This window comes from Bacillus sp. EB V-12 (assembly GCF_056158125.1).
In genome coordinates this window covers 1-18,232 of the sequence record NZ_JBUXJL010000011.1, presented here as the reverse complement: position 1 = coordinate 18,232, position 18,232 = coordinate 1, and the positions used below count along the sequence as shown (strand labels likewise).

The 18,232-nt window shown below is 37.4% G+C and carries 14 protein-coding genes, 8 tRNA genes and 2 pseudogenes; 8 read left to right on the top strand and 16 right to left on the bottom strand.

The window, feature by feature from the left end; translation table 11 throughout:
- The first annotated feature begins 3 nt into the window (after nt 1-3).
- Complete coding sequence (locus tag ACZDYH_RS24910; RefSeq protein ID WP_025709977.1) at nt 4-957, top strand: 1,4-dihydroxy-2-naphthoate polyprenyltransferase; 954 nt, start codon at nt 4-6, stop codon at nt 955-957.
- 109 nt (nt 958-1,066) lie between these two features.
- A complete protein-coding gene (locus tag ACZDYH_RS24905; protein ID WP_000957366.1) occupies nt 1,067-1,798 on the top strand; it encodes a yteA family sporulation protein in 732 nt (243 codons plus the stop codon).
- A gap of 44 nt (nt 1,799-1,842) precedes the next feature.
- Here ACZDYH_RS24905 and cspD read toward each other — a convergent pair whose 3' ends face one another.
- Nucleotides 1,843-2,043, bottom strand: coding sequence for a cold-shock protein CspD (gene cspD / locus ACZDYH_RS24900; RefSeq protein WP_001193054.1), 201 nt, complete (start codon nt 2,041-2,043; stop codon nt 1,843-1,845).
- 391 nt (nt 2,044-2,434) lie between these two features.
- On the opposite strand from cspD, the gene ACZDYH_RS24895 reads away from it, so the two are divergent.
- The 4 genes from ACZDYH_RS24895 (at nt 2,435) to ACZDYH_RS24880 (ending at nt 4,853) form a co-directional block, all read left to right on the top strand.
- Entirely contained in the window at nt 2,435-3,217 is a 783-nt protein-coding gene (locus ACZDYH_RS24895; RefSeq protein ID WP_001201257.1) for a TIGR00266 family protein, read from the top strand.
- 214 nt (nt 3,218-3,431) lie between these two features.
- Nucleotides 3,432-3,581 (top strand): hypothetical protein, encoded by a 150-nt coding sequence (locus ACZDYH_RS24890; protein ID WP_000521639.1) that lies wholly within the window; start codon nt 3,432-3,434, stop codon nt 3,579-3,581.
- Nucleotides 3,582-3,919: 338 nt separating this feature from the next.
- Nucleotides 3,920-4,642 (top strand): lipase family protein, encoded by a 723-nt coding sequence (locus ACZDYH_RS24885; protein WP_001260134.1) that lies wholly within the window; start codon nt 3,920-3,922, stop codon nt 4,640-4,642.
- Nucleotides 4,643-4,718: 76 nt separating this feature from the next.
- Nucleotides 4,719-4,853, top strand: a complete 135-nt coding sequence (locus ACZDYH_RS24880; protein WP_000911065.1) for a hypothetical protein — start codon at nt 4,719-4,721, stop codon at nt 4,851-4,853.
- A gap of 103 nt (nt 4,854-4,956) precedes the next feature.
- On the opposite strand, the gene glgP is transcribed toward ACZDYH_RS24880, so the two are convergent.
- The 5 genes from glgP to glgB all read right to left on the bottom strand — a co-directional run bounded on the left by glgP (nt 4,957) and on the right by glgB (nt 12,996).
- Nucleotides 4,957-7,365, bottom strand: coding sequence for a glycogen phosphorylase (glgP, locus tag ACZDYH_RS24875; protein WP_434713019.1), 2,409 nt, complete (start codon nt 7,363-7,365; stop codon nt 4,957-4,959).
- An 18-nt stretch (nt 7,366-7,383) separates the two neighbouring features.
- On the bottom strand, nt 7,384-8,814 hold the full coding sequence (glgA, locus tag ACZDYH_RS24870; RefSeq protein ID WP_033691681.1) for a glycogen synthase GlgA: 1,431 nt from the start codon (nt 8,812-8,814) through the stop codon (nt 7,384-7,386).
- A 113-nt stretch (nt 8,815-8,927) separates the two neighbouring features.
- Nucleotides 8,928-9,962, bottom strand: a complete 1,035-nt coding sequence (glgD, locus tag ACZDYH_RS24865; RefSeq protein WP_006915634.1) for a glucose-1-phosphate adenylyltransferase subunit GlgD — start codon at nt 9,960-9,962, stop codon at nt 8,928-8,930.
- Nucleotides 9,963-9,980: 18 nt separating this feature from the next.
- Nucleotides 9,981-11,111, bottom strand: coding sequence for a glucose-1-phosphate adenylyltransferase (glgC, locus tag ACZDYH_RS24860; protein ID WP_016123516.1), 1,131 nt, complete (start codon nt 11,109-11,111; stop codon nt 9,981-9,983).
- Complete coding sequence (glgB, locus tag ACZDYH_RS24855; RefSeq protein WP_000111405.1) at nt 11,059-12,996, bottom strand: 1,4-alpha-glucan branching protein GlgB; 1,938 nt, start codon at nt 12,994-12,996, stop codon at nt 11,059-11,061. Before glgB ends, glgC begins: the two co-directional genes overlap by 53 nt.
- Before the next feature lie 469 nt (nt 12,997-13,465).
- Here glgB and ACZDYH_RS24850 point away from each other — a divergent pair.
- Nucleotides 13,466-13,870: pseudogene (locus ACZDYH_RS24850) on the top strand (TasA family protein); the annotation flags it as partial.
- Nucleotides 13,871-13,994: 124 nt separating this feature from the next.
- Here the strand turns inward: ACZDYH_RS24850 and ACZDYH_RS24845 are convergent.
- Nucleotides 13,995-15,125 (bottom strand): RNA-guided endonuclease TnpB family protein, encoded by a 1,131-nt coding sequence (locus ACZDYH_RS24845; RefSeq protein WP_474887400.1) that lies wholly within the window; start codon nt 15,123-15,125, stop codon nt 13,995-13,997.
- 178 nt (nt 15,126-15,303) lie between these two features.
- On the opposite strand from ACZDYH_RS24845, the pseudogene ACZDYH_RS24840 reads away from it, so the two are divergent.
- Nucleotides 15,304-15,534, top strand: a pseudogene (locus ACZDYH_RS24840) (hypothetical protein); the annotation flags it as partial.
- Between the two features lie 321 nt (nt 15,535-15,855).
- On the opposite strand, the gene ACZDYH_RS24835 reads toward ACZDYH_RS24840, so the two are convergent.
- The 9 genes from ACZDYH_RS24835 to ACZDYH_RS24795 all read right to left on the bottom strand — a co-directional run bounded on the left by ACZDYH_RS24835 (nt 15,856) and on the right by ACZDYH_RS24795 (nt 18,223).
- Nucleotides 15,856-16,800 (bottom strand): L-lactate dehydrogenase, encoded by a 945-nt coding sequence (locus ACZDYH_RS24835; protein ID WP_000715339.1) that lies wholly within the window; start codon nt 16,798-16,800, stop codon nt 15,856-15,858.
- Between the two features lie 743 nt (nt 16,801-17,543).
- Nucleotides 17,544-17,615 (bottom strand) — tRNA-Glu (locus ACZDYH_RS24830).
- A 5-nt stretch (nt 17,616-17,620) separates the two neighbouring features.
- Nucleotides 17,621-17,711, bottom strand: a tRNA-Ser gene (locus ACZDYH_RS24825).
- 7 nt (nt 17,712-17,718) lie between these two features.
- Nucleotides 17,719-17,793: transfer RNA gene (locus ACZDYH_RS24820), tRNA-Asn, on the bottom strand.
- Between the two features lie 7 nt (nt 17,794-17,800).
- Nucleotides 17,801-17,877: transfer RNA gene (locus ACZDYH_RS24815), tRNA-Ile, on the bottom strand.
- Nucleotides 17,878-17,887: 10 nt separating this feature from the next.
- Nucleotides 17,888-17,958 (bottom strand) — tRNA-Gly (locus ACZDYH_RS24810).
- A 13-nt stretch (nt 17,959-17,971) separates the two neighbouring features.
- Nucleotides 17,972-18,047: transfer RNA gene (locus ACZDYH_RS24805), tRNA-Lys, on the bottom strand.
- Between the two features lie 10 nt (nt 18,048-18,057).
- Nucleotides 18,058-18,133, bottom strand: a tRNA-Thr gene (locus ACZDYH_RS24800).
- 14 nt (nt 18,134-18,147) lie between these two features.
- Nucleotides 18,148-18,223 (bottom strand) — tRNA-Phe (locus ACZDYH_RS24795).
- Nucleotides 18,224-18,232: the final 9 nt, after the last annotated feature.

Sequence of the window (18,232 nt, the reverse complement as noted above, 5' to 3'; positions counted from 1 at the left end):
AACATGGAAATGAACGTCAAAACGAATTCCTCTCCTACGGCGCCAAAGCCAAGTAAGCAAACAGGCTGGCGCATCTGGTGGAGTTTACTACGTCCCCATACATTAACAGCCGCTTTCGTACCTGTTTTCATCGGAACAGCATATTCGATGCAGGTCGGAGGTATAAATCAAATACATCTTCCTCTTTTCCTTATGATGCTTCTTGCTTGTCTTCTCATTCAAGCAGCAACAAACATGTTTAATGAATACTTTGATTATAAAAGAGGACTCGATCACGAAGGTTCAGTTGGTATCGGCGGCGCTATCGTTCGCGATGGCATTCAGCCAAAAACAGTGCTTAACTTAGCATTTGGATTTTTCGGCATCGCAATACTATTAGGTGTTTATATTTGTATGAATTCTAGCTGGTGGCTTGCTGCAATCGGTCTTGTTTGTATGGCCGTTGCTTACCTTTATACAGGTGGCCCACTTCCAATTGCATATACACCATTTGGAGAGTTGACAGCCGGATTATTTATGGGTGTCATTATTATTGGGATTTCATTCTTTATTCAAACTGGAACTGTAACATCAGAAGTCATTTTACTATCTATCCCAAGCTCCATTTTAATTGGCGCCATTTTACTAGCTAATAATATTCGTGACTTGGATGGCGATAAAGAAAACGGTCGTAAAACGTTAGCAATTCTCGTCGGACGTGAGCGAGCTGTTGGTGTACTTGCTTCGATGTTCATCGTTTCCTACATTTGGACAATTGCTTTAATTATCGTGGGCATCGTATCACCATGGATGCTTATCGTATTTTTAAGTGCTCCGAAAGCATTTAAAGCGACGAAAGGCTTTATCGGCAAAAGCATTCCGATGGAAATGGTACCTGCGATGATTGCAACAGCAAAAACAAATACGATCTTCGGTCTCCTCATGGGAATCGGATTATTACTTGGATACTTTCTATAAAAGGAGCTGCTTATGCGGCTCCTTTTTCATATCTGAAATTCATCTCATAATTCCTACTCGCAACGCTCATACTATGTAAAGAAACTGAATTGTAGGAAGGTGGACGACTATGTTAACTCCACAACAAATAAATCAATTTAAATCCGTTTTAGAAAAACAAAAACACGAACTAGAGCAAACGATACAAACACACGAAAATGAAGATCGTGCATCTGAACGTGAGTCTGTTGGAGAATTATCTAGCTATGATAACCATCCAGCTGATATGGCAACAGAGCTATATGAACGTGAAAAAGACTTCGGGCTTATTGAACTTTGGCATAAACAGCTAGAGGATACGAAACATGCCTTGCAAAAAATAGAAGCGGGTACGTACGGCATTTGCGAAGTGTCTGGCGAAGAAATTCCATTTGAAAGATTAGAAGCAATGCCGACTGCTACAACATGCATCCAGCACGCGACAAATAAGCTAAATATGAATACACGACCAGTTGAAGAAGAAGTATTGTCTCCCTCTTTCCATAAACACGATGAGGATCGCTCTGTTGAGTACGATGCAGAAGATGCGTGGCAAGATGTTGCCAATTATGGAACGTCTGAAACACCGTCTGATTTAGAAAGACGAGATTCGAAAAACTATAATGGCATGTACGTAAACAGTGAGGAAAATGTAGGATACGTAGAAGATTTCGAAAACTTTATTGGTACAGATATGTATGGAAAAAATCCGCAAGTTTTCGCTACGGAAGAACATGAAGAATATGAACAAATGCTTGATGACTTTGAAGAGCGTACCTTTAAGGGCGAATTATCTTCAAATGAGTCGAGTTCCAAAGAATAAAAAAAAGCATTCCGAAAATCGGAATGCTTTTTATCGCTAGCTAATTAGTTTTTTGTAACGTTAGCAGCTTGTGGTCCACGGTTACCTTCAACGATTTCGAAAGAAACTTCTTGACCTTCTTCTAAAGTTTTGAATCCGTCACCTTGGATAGCTGAGAAGTGAACGAATACATCGTCTCCACCTTCAACTTCGATGAAACCGAAACCTTTTTCGCTGTTGAACCATTTAACTTTACCTGTTTGCATGTCATGTACCTCCTAAATAAAAATGAAACTATGAATCCACATGAAAAGGTGGATATAAAGGACATGAATGTATAACAAGCTTACAGCCTTTAATTCAACGTGCTTTATTTCCGTACCACATTATGTAGCTCAATAGTGATTTCACTATATCACGCTATATCCAAAACGTCAAATGAGAACACTTTCATTCCACCATTTTTTTATAATTTTAATATAATGTTGAATTTCCATATTCATATTTTAGCCCGGTATTTGCGGACAGCTTGATTGGCGGGAGCTGATAATCAGTTTTGGTTTGTTCCACTTTATTTGAAAATTAACAAAACTAAAGTATTCTAATCCTATTAAATTCTGTACAATATAAGTATCTATTACATACGAGGTGAAAAAAATGAGAGCACATGAAATCGAGTATAAGTTATACGGAGATGATATGCAGTTTGTTGAAATTGAGTTAGATCCAGAAGAAAGCGTGATCGCAGAAGCTGGCGCAATGATGATGATGGAAGATTACATAGAAATGGAAACAATCTTCGGTGATGGTTCTGGCCCATCTGGAGGTTTATTCGGAAAATTAATGGGCGCTGGTAAGCGTCTCGTTACAGGCGAAAGTATGTTTATGACTGTATTTACAAATACAGGTCACGGCAAACGCCACGTCTCATTTGCTGCTCCTTATCCTGGTAAAATTATTCCTGTAGATTTAACAGAATATCAAGGAAAAGTAGTTTGTCAAAAAGATGCCTTTCTTTGTGCCGCAAAAGGTGTTTCTATCGGAATTGAATTTACGAAAAAAATAGGAACTGGTTTCTTCGGTGGTGAAGGTTTTATCATGCAGAAACTTGAAGGTGACGGTCTTGCTTTCATGCACGCAGGTGGAACTGTATATAAACGTGAATTAAAACCTGGTGAGAAACTTCGCATTGATACAGGTTGTCTCGTTGCTATGACAAAAGACATTAACTATGATGTCGAGTTCGTTGGAAAAGTAAAAACAGCTCTATTTGGCGGCGAAGGTTTATTCTTCGCAACGTTAGAAGGACCTGGAACAGTTTGGATTCAGTCCTTAACACTTAGCCGATTAGCAGCACGCCTTACAAGCCCAGCAGCGCAAAGTACTGGCGAAGGTAGTGTATTAGGTGGCCTTGGTCGTTTATTAGATGGGAAAGAGTAAACTGTGCCCTTATGTGGGCATGGCCATCAACTAATAAAATAATAAAATTAAAACACCCTTGCTTGCAGTAATAAAGTGAAAGGGTGTTTTAATTTACGTCTACAAACGAGAAAAAGCAGTTAAAATAAAGTAATAAGGTTTACTTCAGGAAAATAAGGTATATTATATTTGTTGAGTAGATTCTCTTTAGAGACAAGAAAAGTAGGTGAACAAAGTGGGAAAATATCAATTGGATTCCAAAAGTCAGGTAGCTGTGGCAAAGTTCCATGAAAAACAGAAGCCTGCCAAATTTGATAAAAAGCAGCAACTTGAAAAATTGCGTACGGAGTATTTGAAAAAGAAGCAAAAACAAACAGATAAATAATATGTTTTATTTTCCGAATTTTTTCTGTATGTAACGCAAACAAACACAAGAAAATAGGTAAGTTATTCATCATTCAAATATATACAGGCTATTTTTTCAAACCTCTTACTTATGCAACTAACGCATGCGTCAGTTCATTAAGAATAACTAAAAAAGTCGATTCCTTGAGATGAAAAAGAGTAAACAGTGCCCTTATCAGGCACTGTTTTATTTTGCCATTATAATTTCCTCCACTGATTTAGGTAAGCGATACAAGCTATTCCCCACCTCCAAAAGAATGAATCAAGTTCCTCACCGCATATATTAAACTATACCTTTTCTTAAGGAGGGCTACCTTAATGCGTACTCCTTTATCCTTTGATAAAGAAACTGCCATACTGTTAGCTTCTTGTTGTGAGTTAACGTATGAACAATATAAACAAAATGGTATTTTCGAAATACCAGATGGTTTTCAATATGTACAAGGTTTTCAAGGAAAGGCCATTCAAACAACAGAATGGTTCGGATTTATATTAGAATCTGAGGATACAATTATCGTTGCCTTCAGAGGCACTCAAACAGATCCAGATTGGATTATTGATTCTCTCGTCAATCAAAAACCTTATCCTTATGCTTTAAATGGCGGAAATGTCCATAACGGTTTTCTCTCTATTTATGAGTCTTGTCGTGATTCTATTATGGATATGCTCGTATCATTGCCAGCACATAAAAAACTGCTAGCTACTGGGCATAGTCTAGGTGGCGCGCTTGCCACATTACACATATTAGATGCACGTATAAATACTGCCTTCGCACAGTATGGACTTTATACATTCGCTTCTCCAAAAGTAGGAGATATCGCTTTTCGAAATTATTATAAACTACAAGTAGCTAGTAGCTTTCGTTTCGTCAACTTATTCGATGTCGTTCCACTTCTCCCTCCCCGAAACATAAATTTTAATGATCATGATTGGGAGTATGCACACGTCCATCACAACATGACATTTACAAAAAACACAAAATCCATTACAAATAATCATTCCATTACAACATACAAAACATGTCTGACTTCTCATTTTTAACCAGTAAACAATTGGAAATAAAATATTCGTATACTATAATAATCTATGAAGTTATTTTTGGATGAGGGGACCTTACATGTTAAAATTTATCTTCGCATTTTTCCTTATTGTAATTTTTACGGTTACAGGTTTCTTTACATTTTCATACTTTGCGACAGGAGAGTATGATGGGGCAGGTATCATATATACCACTGTTCCATTTCTTTCTTAAGCAAAATAAATAAAACGAGCTTAATTTTATTAAGCACGTTTTATTTATTAATATCCATTTCTGTTGGTAAATCGATAATATATCTCCCAATATAGCAACCTCTTTAAAACTGTTTAACTGCATTACCAATACCCCAAATTTCATTACTGTACTGCAAAATTGTTCGATCGCTCGCAAAATGACCAGACTGTGCAATATTTAAAATCGACATTTCTAGCCACTTCGTTCGGTTCTCATAAGCTCTACCGACAGCCTCTTGTCTTTCAGCATATGGACCAAAATCTCGCAGAACGAAATATTCATCGTTTTGAATAACGAGAGAATCGTAAATCGCTTCAAATTCAGCTCCCGATTGTGCAAAGAAACCATTTGTTAATTGATCAACTACTTTTTTAATGTGTCTATTGTGGTGATAATAATCACTTGCACGATAGCCACCATTTTGATAGTAATGAAGAACTTCTTCGGCCGTTAAACCGAAAATAAAACAGTTATCATCACCGACCCGGTCTTTTATTTCAACGTTAGCACCATCTAGCGTTCCGAGTGTAATCGCACCATTCATCATAAATTTCATATTACCTGTTCCCGATGCTTCTTTACTCGCCGTTGAAATTTGTTCACTTACATCCGCCGCTGGGAATATATCTTCCGCTAAAGAAACTCGATAGTTTTCTAGAAAGATAACTTTCATATATTGACTGACATACGGGTCATTATTTACTTTTCTTGCGAGTTCATTTATTAATTTAATAATTTTTTTCGCGTAATAATAGCCAGGTGATGCTTTCGCTCCAAAAATAAAAGTACGCGGATAAAATGTAAAACTAGCATCCTCTTTCAAACGGTTATATAAATATAAAATATGAAGAACATTTAATAATTGTCGTTTATAAGCATGTAATCTTTTCACTTGCACATCAAAAATAGAATTTGGATCAATGGTAATCCCCATTGTATTATGAATACGCTCTGCTAAAATCTCTTTACGCTCTTGTTTTACCTCTGCAAATTTCTCTTGGAAACTCGCATCATATTGAACTAATTGTAGCTCTTGAAGCTTAATCGGTTCTTTCTTCCACTCCGTTCCAATCGCCTCTGAAATGAGATTTGTTAACTGTGGATTTGCTTTCATAAGCCAGCGCCTATGAGCAATTCCATTCGTCTTATTATTAAACTTATCTGGATAAAATTCATAAAACAATCGCATTTCCCGCTGCTTTAATATTTCCGTATGAATTTTTGCTACACCGTTTACGCTATGGCTACCGACAATCGCTAAATGAGCCATTTTCACAAGGTCATGTGCAATAATCGCCATTGCTTCAATACGATCCCACTCATACGGATACTGTTCCCACAGTTCATGACAGAAACGTTCATTAATCTCTTCAATAATCATATAAATTCTCGGTAATAACGGTTTAAAAATGTGAATTGGCCACTTTTCGAGCGCTTCTGATAACGTCGTATGATTCGTATAAGAAATCGTCTGCGTCGTTATGTGCCAAGCTTCTTCCCATGCTAACTTTTCTTCGTCTAGTAAAATACGCATCAGTTCCGGAATTGCTAAAACCGGATGTGTATCGTTAATGTGGATCGCAATTTTTTCATGTAGTTGACGAAGGTCACCATATCTTTCTCTATGCATTCGAACGATATTTTGCAAACTTGCTGATACGAGGAAATACTGTTGTTTTAAACGAAGTATTTTTCCCTCATCATGCGTATCATCTGGATATAAAAACTCCGATACAGCCTCTGTTTCACGCTTATATTTCAAAATATCTTTGCAATTTTGCGGGAAAGGAACTGGTTCAGCATTCCAAAGTCTAAGTGTATTTACAGTACTCGTCTCATAGCCAACTACCGGCACATCATATGGCACGGCCATAATGACTTCTGCATTTGTATGCCTAAACTCTAAACGCCCGTCAATTTCTAGCGGTTCAACACTGCCGAAATAACTTACTTCTACAGCTTGATCATACCTTCTTACTTCCCATACGTTTTCATGAAGAAGCCACTGTTCTGGAAATTCAACTTGATAACCATCAACAATTTTCTGATCAAACAAACCATGTTTATAACGAATTCCACAGCCGTGTCCTGGTAAGTTTAAAGATGCGAGTGAATCGAGAAAACAGGCTGCTAAGCGTCCAAGCCCACCATTACCAAGGCCTGCATCTGCTTCCACTTCTTCTAACTCTTGTAACGAAATCCCTAGTTCAGATAACCCCTGCTCGCATACCTCTCGAATACCTAAATTCAAGATGTTACTTCCAAGCAAACGTCCAAGCAAAAACTCAATAGACAAGTAATACATTTGCTTTTGCTCTCCGGATCGATAACTCTCGTTCGTTGCAATCCATTGACTATTCATATACTCACGTACCATATGGCCGAGCGTATTATATTGATCACGAGTTGTAGAATCTTTAAAACTTTTACCATACATCGTCTCTAACTTTTCTAGAAAAGTTGATTTAAAACTTTCAACATGAGTAAACATTTTTTCACCACCTACATGTTATTCCATGAGACTTTTATACAATTCCTTATAAGCAAGAGCCGATTGCTCCCAGCTATAATCTTCATTCATCGCTTGTTTTACAAGCTGCTCCCACACTGGTTTATCGTGATAGAATTCAATTGCACGATGAATCGTATGTAGCATGTCATGTGCATTAAAATTCGTGAAACTGAAACCATTTCCTTCGCCTGTTTCTTCATCATAAGAATGTACCGTGTCGTTTAACCCACCTGTTTCTCTTACAATTGGAATTGTACCGTATGCTAATGCGATAAGTTGTCCAAGTCCACACGGTTCAAACAGCGATGGCATTAAAAACAAATCGCTTCCCGCATACACTTGGTGAGCTAATTCTTCATTAAATCCGATATAAACTTTTACCTTCTCCGGATACTCATATGCCATCCACTCAAAGAATTGCTCATATTCCGAATCACCTGAACCTAAAATAATACATTGTACATCTTCTTCCATTATTTCGCGGAATACAGTACGTACTAAATCAAGACCTTTTTGCTTCGTTAATCTCGTTACCATTGAAATAATTGGTGTATCCTCTTTTTCTGGTAAACCAAAATAACGCTGCAAGGCGCGTTTATTTTCACTCTTTTCATATAATGACTCTGCATCATACTGGGCCTTAATATACGAATCCGTTTCTGGATTATATACGCTCGTATCAATACCATTTACAATGCCGCTAAGCTTATCATTATATTTTCGCAGTAATCCATCTAACTTCTCACCGAAAAATTTATATTGAATTTCTTCTTTATACGTCGGGCTCACCGCTGTAATTTGATCCGAAGCAATAATACCGCCTTTCATAAAGTTTACGTTTCCATAAAACTCTAGCTGCTCACTATGAAAATATTCATCACCAAGCTCTAACAAGTCGTACATCACTTCAGGAGGAAATACACCTTGGAACTGCAAGTTATGAATCGTATATACCGTTTTAATACGCTCATATAACGGGTTATCTTGATACTTTTCACGAAGTAAGAAATTAACCATAGCCGTATGCCAATCATGGCTATGAAGAACATCCACTTCAAAATCAAGGTGCGGAATACACTCTAACACTGCTTTTGAGAAATAAGAAAAACGCTCTCCGTCATCGTAATGCCCATACAGAGAATCTCTCTTAAAATAATATTCATTATCTATTAAGTAATACGTAATTCCGTCTTGCTCACCTTTTAAAATTCCACAATATTGATTTCTCCACCCAAGAGGGACGTTAATTACTTTATGTAACGTACATCCATCTCTTAACTTTTGCGGAATGAGACTATAATTCGGAAGTATAATACGAACGTCCACTCCTAATTTTTTTAGCTCTTTTGGGAGTGCACCCGCTACATCAGCTAATCCTCCCGATTTCACAAACGGTACACATTCTGATACTGCAAATAAAATATTCACTTGTTGTCCCACTGCGCGAAAAGTTTTTATTACTCCTCTTGCAGCTTCCTCCCTTCGAGTTTTCATTTAAATTAAAACTTTAATCAGTGGAGGAAAAAGCCCCCACTGATTCTTTAGGAATAACTATTAATCGTACTGTTTTGTACGCTTCCTTTTTCTACAACATACGGCTCATCGGCGCTTCCTTTTAATACGACACCGTCGCCAATTTTCACGTCTTTATCAATAATAACACCGTCTATTATACAGTTATCTCCAATTTGGCTCTTTTGCATAATAATACTGTTACGAATACTTGAACCTTTTCCAATTTTAACTGAACGGGAAACAACACTGTTTTCGACTTCCCCTTCAATAATACTGCCATTTGCAATCATTGTATTTTTCACGACTGCACCCTTTAAATAACGAGTTGGTGGCTCATCTTTTACTTTCGTAAAGATCGGTGCTTCTTTCTTAAATAATTGCTTCCAAATAGCAGGTTGCAAAATTTCTAAGCTATGTTTATAGTAACTTTCAATCGAGTCAATAATTGCTACATATCCAGTATGTTCATATGTAGCAATGTGTAATGATTTCCCGCGCTTTTCTCTCACTACATCAAATAAACTGTATTGTTCCACACCTTTATATGACTCAAATAAGTCTAACAATAATTGTTTCTTTAACACGTATGTTTGAAGCGAAACCCCTTCATGGCAAACTTCTGTAATATCAGCTGCCGTATGTATATGTCGCTCTAACACCGCTTGAAAATTTAATGCTGTTACGAGATGGCTATTCGTAATAACAACGTACTCTTCTCTGCTTCTTAGAAAATAATCAATATGTCTTCTAAAGTGTGCAAAAGACCCAAATTCATCTTGGTCACATTGGCAGTTTGGCGGGAATAAAAATAGTCCGTCTCGTTTTCTATCTAAATCCCACTGTTTTCCTGAACCAACATGGTCCATTAACGAACGATTTTTATGGCTTGTAAAAACTGCCACACTATGAATACTAGAATTCACCATATTTGAAAGCATGAAATCAATGAGTCGATAACGGCCCCCAAACGGTAACGCCGCTAGTGAACGATGCCCTGTTACTTTCTTTAAGGAAGGAAAACTTCCCGTTGCATTAATAATTCCTAACATTTTTTCTCCCATTCATTTCATCCCCCTTTTCTATTTCCCTTCAGCAATTAATACTACATCGTCAACATTCTTTTCTGGACGAATGACTGTTCCATCTTCAATAACCATTTCTGATCCAACAATCGCTCTTTCAATCACAACATTTTTACCAATCTTAGCCCCTGGCATAACGACAGAATCAATCACCATACTTCCTTCTTCCACCGTCACTCCTTGGAATAAAACAGAATGCTTCACGTCCCCTTCAATGACGCACCCTTCGTTAATAAGCGATTCTTCTACTTTCGCCTTTTCAGCAATATATTGAGGCGGTTCGTTTGGATTGACAGAGTAAATACGCCAATTACGATCGTTTAAATTCAGTGATGTTTCATCGCGAAGCAAATCCATATTCGCTTCCCATAAGCTCTTCACCGTTCCAACATCTTTCCAATATCCTTCAAACGGATACGCCATTAACTTCTTCCCTTCATCCAATAAAAGCGGAAGTACGTCTTTTCCGAAATCGTTACTAGATTCAGGGTTTCTTGCATCCATCTCTAAATACTCTTTCAAAATTGACCAATTAAAAATATAGATTCCCATTGATGCAAGATTACTTCTTGGAAATTGTGGTTTCTCTTCAAACTCAACAATCTCCATCTCTTCATTCGTATTCATAATGCCAAAGCGACTCGCTTCATCCCAAGGTACTTCAATAACAGAAATGGATACATCCGATTCTTTCTCAATATGGTAATCTAGCATCTTACTGTAATCCATTTTATAAATATGGTCGCCTGATAAAATAAGAACATACTCTGGTTCATATTGACTTAAATAGTTTAAGTTTTGATAAATGGCACTTGCCGTACCTGTATACCACTTAACCCCTGAAGACTCCGCATAAGGAGGTAATACTGTGACTCCACCGTTTACTCGGTCTAAATCCCACGCATTTCCGATTCCGATATAATTATGAAGTTCGAGTGGTTGATATTGCGTTAAAATCCCAACCGTTTCAATACCAGAATTCGCACAGTTACTTAGCGTAAAATCAATAATGCGATATTTACCACCAAATGGAACAGCTGGCTTGGCTAAATTTTTTGTTAATGCACTTAAACGACTACCTTTTCCCCCTGCTAGTAACATTGCTACGCACTTTTGTTTTTGAGCCATCTTGTTTTTTGCTCCCCTTTCTCGTCTTCACTGGTCGTAATATGGATACGCCAAATGGTGGAATTGTAATCTCTACATGTGCTGCTTGATTATGGTACGGTTCTAGAATCGTCTTAAGACGTTTCTTATTCACTTGCCCCGAACCGCCATATTGCTGTGCATCACTGTTTAAAATCTCGTTATAATACTCGAAATCTGGTACACCTACTTTATAGTTTTCATATGTAGCTTTCGTAAAATTACATACGATAACTAACGCATCCTCTTGTTTATCCCCTTGACGGATAAACGAGAAAATACTTTGCTCGTTATTATTAGCATCAATCCACTGAAAACCTTCAGGCGAATGATCAAGCTGCCAAAGTGGTTTTGAGCGCTTATACAATGCTATGAGCTCTTTAAAGTAATCATGCATATAACGATGCATTTCAAAATCATGTAAATTCCAATCTAAATCTTCAAGGTCTTTCCACTCATCAAACTGTCCGAATTCTCCTCCCATGAAAAGTAATTTCTTTCCTGGGTGAGTAAAGAAATATCCATATAATAAACGAAGCTGAGCAAACTTATCCCAGTAATCACCTGGCATTTTATTTAATAACGACTTTTTCCCATGAACGACTTCATCATGAGAAAGCGGTAATATGAAGTTTTCAGAGTACGCATATAGCAAAGAAAACGTCATTTTCTCATGAATGTGTTTCCTATATTCAGGCGCACACTCCATATATTTCAGCACGTCATTCATCCAGCCCATATTCCATTTGTAATTGAATCCAAGCCCACCTTCATACGTTGGAGTTGTTACAAGTGGCCAAGCTGTTGAATCTTCTGCCGTCATAAGAAAATCTTCATCCTCTGCAAACACTGCTTCATTTAACTCTCTTAAAAATGAAACAGCATGCTCATTACTTTGCTCTTGTCCTTCTTTATTCCAGTACAACATGTTCGCAACTGCATCAACTCTGAAACCATCAATATGGAAATATCTCATCCAAAATAACGCATTTGAAATTAAGAAATTACGTACCTCTCTCTTTCCTAAATCAAAATTGACAGTTCCCCATACTGGATTTTCTTGTACATCTTTATCTTTATATTCATAGGTCGGTGTGCCATCAAACAAATATAAACCGTGAGCATCTTTACAAAAATGCCCCGGCACCCAATCTAAAATGACACCGATTCCATATTTATGACATTCGTCGACAAAATACATTAAATCATGCGGTGTACCAAATCTACTCGTCGCTGCATAATATCCCGTTCCTTGATATCCCCAAGAACGATCATATGGATGCTCAACAAGCGGCATAATTTCAATATGTGTAAATTGATGTTCCACCACATATGGAATGAGTTCTTCTACCATTTCCCTGTAAGAATACAGTGTTCCATCTTCTTTCTTTTTCCAAGAACCAAAATGCAATTCATAAACTGTCATCGCTTCTTTATAAATCGATTTTTTCTTTTTCTTACGAGTCCAGTTTTTATCATTCCATTCATATCCTTTTATATCAAAAACTACAGATGCCGTATTCGGTCTTACTTCTGCATATACAGCATACGGATCTGCCTTTAAAATGACGTCACCAGCCAACGTTTCAATCGCATATTTATATATTTCTCCTTCTTCAATATGCGGTATAAACAAGGACCAAATGCCTTCTTCTGTCACTTGTAGCATTTTATGTTGCTCATAATCCCACTCATTAAAATCTCCAACAACACTCATTGCTTTCGCATGAGGAGCCCACACTGTAAATCGTACTCCTTGAATCTCATCTTCCGTCACAACATGTGCGCCAAAGATATTATAACTTTCATAGTACTTTTCTGTATGAAACTCATCTCGTTTCACTTCTTCACAATTTATTACACTCAATATGCTCACCTCACTTAGATGACAGAATTTTTTATACTTTAACTATTTCTGCGAAAAACTGCAATATCCTTGTTAATTTATAAAAAACATTCGTTTTTTTCTTAAAAATGTTAGTTTTCCTTCACATTTCCGTGTAAAATATCGAATTTTGACGAATATTCATTGAAAACGCTTTATTATTCTTCTATATTTTTACCAATTATTTTTTCTCAACCTTTATTTTATTATGTTTATCCTATTTTTCATGCTATTTTTCACTTAAAATCAAAACAAAATAATCTGTCATAAAAAAATGTTTCTCAATATTTTTTGTCACAATTTTATTGAAATGCGAAATTTATAAGCATATACTTGTTCTCAATAAAGAACATCAATCTTTCGTAACCACAATTCATAGCGGACTACTATGTTTACTCATTTATCCTTGTTGCGAACGGTTGCTATACAAATTTAACTAGGAGGCTTTCTTATGTCATTAAAACAAAAAGTAGGAATGGGAGTTATCACCGCTTCACTTGGCTTATCCCTTACATTCGGCGGTGTATTCGCCTATTTCAGTGATTCAGAAACATCAAGTAACTCATTTCAAGCTGGAACACTAGATCTTTCTATTAATCCAAGTGTAATCGTTAATGTGAAAGATTTAAAACCAGGTGATTTTATTGAAAGGAACTTCAAGCTTGAAAATAAAGGTACATTGGATATCGCAAAAGTAGCACTTGAAACATCATATGAAGTTACAGATGCAAAGCAAAATAATGACGGTGAAGATTTAGGTGATCACATTATCGTCAAGTTTCTAGTAAATGATGGACAGCCATCTAATCCAAACGATGATCATGAGATTTTGTGGGAAACAAAACTATCAGAAGTGAACTACCCACCACTTAGCATATCTTACGAGCTTACTTGAAGTGGGGGCTTCTCGGTTAGTCGCTACTTTTAATAGCTAACGAATTTGTCCTAGGACAGCCGAGCTAACACCCTTGTTCCAAAGGTTATTTTGTGCTATTTACGCTATCGCTAGCTAATAGGCGTATGGCTTCTCTTTTAATATTAATAGCTGCGTTATAGTCGCGACTTATTGTTAGTCCACAAGAACACTCATACGTGCGTTCAGATAGTAGCATATCTTTTCTGTTTCCACAATTACTACACATCTTTGTAGAAGGAAACCACCTATCTACTTTTACAAGCTGTTTTCCTTGTTCTTGTAGCTTATATGCTAAAAATGTAGTGAACATCCTCCAACCGTTATCTGCTACACTCTTACCAAAGCGAAGTGCTCGTGACATTCCTTTCATATGTAAGTCTTCAATTGCTACAACATCAAAGTTCGTAGCTAATTCTTTAGACTTATGATGAAGGAAATTTTTACGTTGATTGGCGACTTTTTCATGCAACTTCGCTACACAAATGCGTTGTTTATTCCAGCGTACTGAGCCTTTCACACGTCTTGCTAATACTCGTTGTGCCTTTGCTAATCGATTCAGCATCTGACGATAAAAGCGAGGATAATTGGCTTTCTCATCTTCGCTACTCACATACAATTCGGCCATTGCGAAGTCTAATCCACCTACACTTTCTACTTCTTTCTGAACAATTTCCTTTTCATATTCAGTTAAAACAGACACATAATACTTACCAGTTGGTGTCAGCGAAATCGTGCATGATTTAATGATATGGTTTTGCGGTATCTCTCTATGTTGTTTCAATCGCACTAATTTCAGTTTCGGTAGTTTGATATAACCATGAAATAACATAATATTTCCGTTTACTCTATTTGTTGTATAGGATTTTCTACTCTTTTTACTTTTGAATGTAGGAAAATCACTTTGACCACTAAAAAAATTCTTATACGCAGTTTGCAAGTTTAATTGAGCGTTAGCCAATGCTAATGAATCGACTTCTTTCAACCATTCATACTTCACCTTGTATTTCGCAGGAGTAGGGAATTTTTGTTTCTTTAGTTCTTCCTTGTTCTCTTTGTATTTTTCGTATACTTTTTTTCGTTCAGCTAGCATTTTGTTATATACAAAGCGTACACACCCAAAAGTTTTACGTATCAGATTTGCTTGTTCTTCTGTTGGATACAGACGAAACTTGTACGCCTTATTATGCTTTGTCATATTAATTCATCTCACTTTTCGCCTTGATCTCCCATAAACTGTTTTACTTTATCTACGGCTAGCCACCAAAGATGATAACACAACATGAACACTGAGTTACTATTATTTAATTTCATGGTTATACCAAAAGTCTCCTCTTATAAGGCTGATTATATCAGAGGCAAAATAAATAGGACAACTAAATCAAACCGAAATTATCGCTAGCAACTATGATAAAAAAGGACTAACTGTAAAAGACGGAGACCTTAATAAAGATGGTATTGTCGACGAAAAAGATATTCGCTTCGTCGAAAAGAACTTCTTGAAAAAAGGTCCAGATGCATCTAAATCACAAACACCTGTAGAAAAATCCAAAAGCGGTACACTGGCAGATATTTTAAAGAAATTAGGATTAACGCCTAAAAAATGATAAAGTGAAACTTTAATCAGTGGGGGGGGTTCATCCCCCACTGATTATTAGTTGAACCAATCGGGCTTTTACGGGCAGTTGATCACCAAACTAACTTCTTTGCTTTCGCTGCATTTTGAGGTGGGGATCTTACTGCCCGTTAATGCGGGATAATAAAGAGCACTCTACTTAAAGTAGAGTGCTCTTTTCTATAAACGACCCTGATCCAGCAAAAGGGGTATATTGGGGATATACAAGGGAAACCGGAAAAGGAATTTATATTAAATTATATGAATTCAGAGGTAGGAAGCAGTGTCCCGCCCCTGAATGATTTAGCAATTATTATAGTACTGGTGCCATTGTTTCTTTTAATACTTTTACAGAATGAGCGAACTTCGCTTTTTCTTCTTCATTTAACTCAAGCTCTACGATTTCACGTACACCTTCGCGGTTAATTACAGCTGGAACACCTACGTAAGCATCTTTCTCACCGTATTGGCCTTCAAGGTATGCAGATACAGTTAATACGCTGTTCTCGTTGTTTAAGATTGCTTTAGTTACACGAAGTAGTGACATACCGATTCCGTAGTAAGTTGCACCTTTACGCTCGATGATATGGTAAGCTGCATCACGTACATTTTCGAAGATTTTATCTAAGTCTTCTTGTTTGTACTGTTCGTTGTTAGCTAAGATTGTTTCTAGTTTTTGTACACCGATAGTAGCGTGGCTCCATACTGGAAGTTCAGTATCACCGTGTTCACCAACGATGTAAGCATGAACGTTACGTGGATCTACATCTAAGTAGTCACCTAACATGTAACGGAAACGAGCAGAGTCTAAAGTAGTACCAGAACCAATTACGCGCTCTTTTGGTAAACCAGATTCTTTCCAAGTTACGTAAGTTAAAATGTCAACTGGGTTAGTTGCGATTAAGAAGATTCCATCGAATCCGCTATCCATAATACCGCGAACGATTTGTTTAAAGATCTTTGTATTTTTCTCAACTAAGTCTAAACGAGTTTCACCTGGCTTTTGTGGTAATCCAGCAGTGATAACTACTAAATCTGCATCTTTACAATCTGCATAGCTACCGCTCCAAACTTTTGTTGGTGATGGAGAGAATGGTACCGCATGGCTTAAGTCCATTGCTTCCCCTTCTGCTTTTGCTTCATTAACATCTACTAATACGAATTCTTCAGCTACACCTTGGTTGATCATTGAGTAAGCGTAACTACAACCTACAGCTCCTGTTCCTACTAATACTACACGATTGATACCTTTTTTCATGGTAATTTCCCCTCTCTATTGTTCACATATATTTTTTTATGATTGTTTAAGTAATTAATTAAAATACTAATTTAATGTTGTTTAACTTCTTTACATTCATATTGTAGCACGTATTATTGTGAATTACTTCACAAATTATGACCTATTTGTGAACTTTTTCACATAGGGTGTAAAGTTATTGGAATAGGTGTGGAATCCATTTCAATGGAGGCGTTTTCTTTAGATTGTGAAAGGGTTTTTCTTGTGGTTTTCATCGGTAAGTGAAATTATATCGGCGATTTTTAGAATATATCGACCGTAACTCCAAATATATCAGCGATTATTAAAATTTATCGATCGTAACTCAAATTATATCAGCGATTTTTGCAATATACCGACTTACCGACAAAACTCGACAATAATGACAACATAAAAAAGCTGTCTCCAGTAGGTCACCCTATTGAGAGGCAGCTTCTTCTATATATTATTTATTTTCCACAGTAGCTCCCGGATGTATTTTCATCGGTTTCTCCAAGTGTAGGAGGCTACAGCCATACAGCTGGGGTAAAAGTTCAAGTTGAAGTTAATTCCTTCATATTCATACAGGTCCAAATAATTAACATGATTGTATTTACGGCTCTCTATGTACCCAACTGCAACAGCGAATACTTCATATTTCTTCTATTGCATAAAAAAGCAGACTATTCAAAGTCCACTTTTACACAACAAAAAAGAGATAGCAGATTATGCTATCTCTTTTAGTATGACCCGTACGGGATTCGAACCCGTGTTACCGCCGTGAAAGGGCGGTGTCTTAACCACTTGACCAACGGGCCAGTTCTGGCAGAGAAGAAGGGATTCGAACCCTCGCACCGCGTTCGCGATCTACTCCCTTAGCAGGGGAGCCCCTTGAGCCACTTGGGTACTTCTCTATAAATATGGCTCCGCAGGTAGGACTCGAACCTACGACCGATCGGTTAACAGCCGATAGCTCTACCACTGAGCTACTGCGGAACAATTATGGTGGGCCTAAATGGACTCGAACCATCGACCTCACGCTTATCAGGCGTGCGCTCTAACCAGCTGAGCTATAGGCCCATAATTGAAAAGCGGGTGAAGAGAATCGAACTCTCGACCAGAGCTTGGAAGGCTCTTGTTTTACCACTAAACTACACCCGCATTAAATTGTAAATGGTGAGCCATGAAGGACTCGAACCTTCGACCCTCTGATTAAAAGTCAGATGCTCTACCAACTGAGCTAATGGCTCATTTTGAAAGTGGTGCCGACTAGAGGACTTGAACCCCCAACCTACTGATTACAAGTCAGTTGCTCTACCAATTGAGCTAAGTCGGCTTGCGACTTCAAAATGGTGGCTCGGGACGGAATCGAACCGCCGACACGAGGATTTTCAGTCCTCTGCTCTACCGACTGAGCTACCGAGCCTTTATGTAA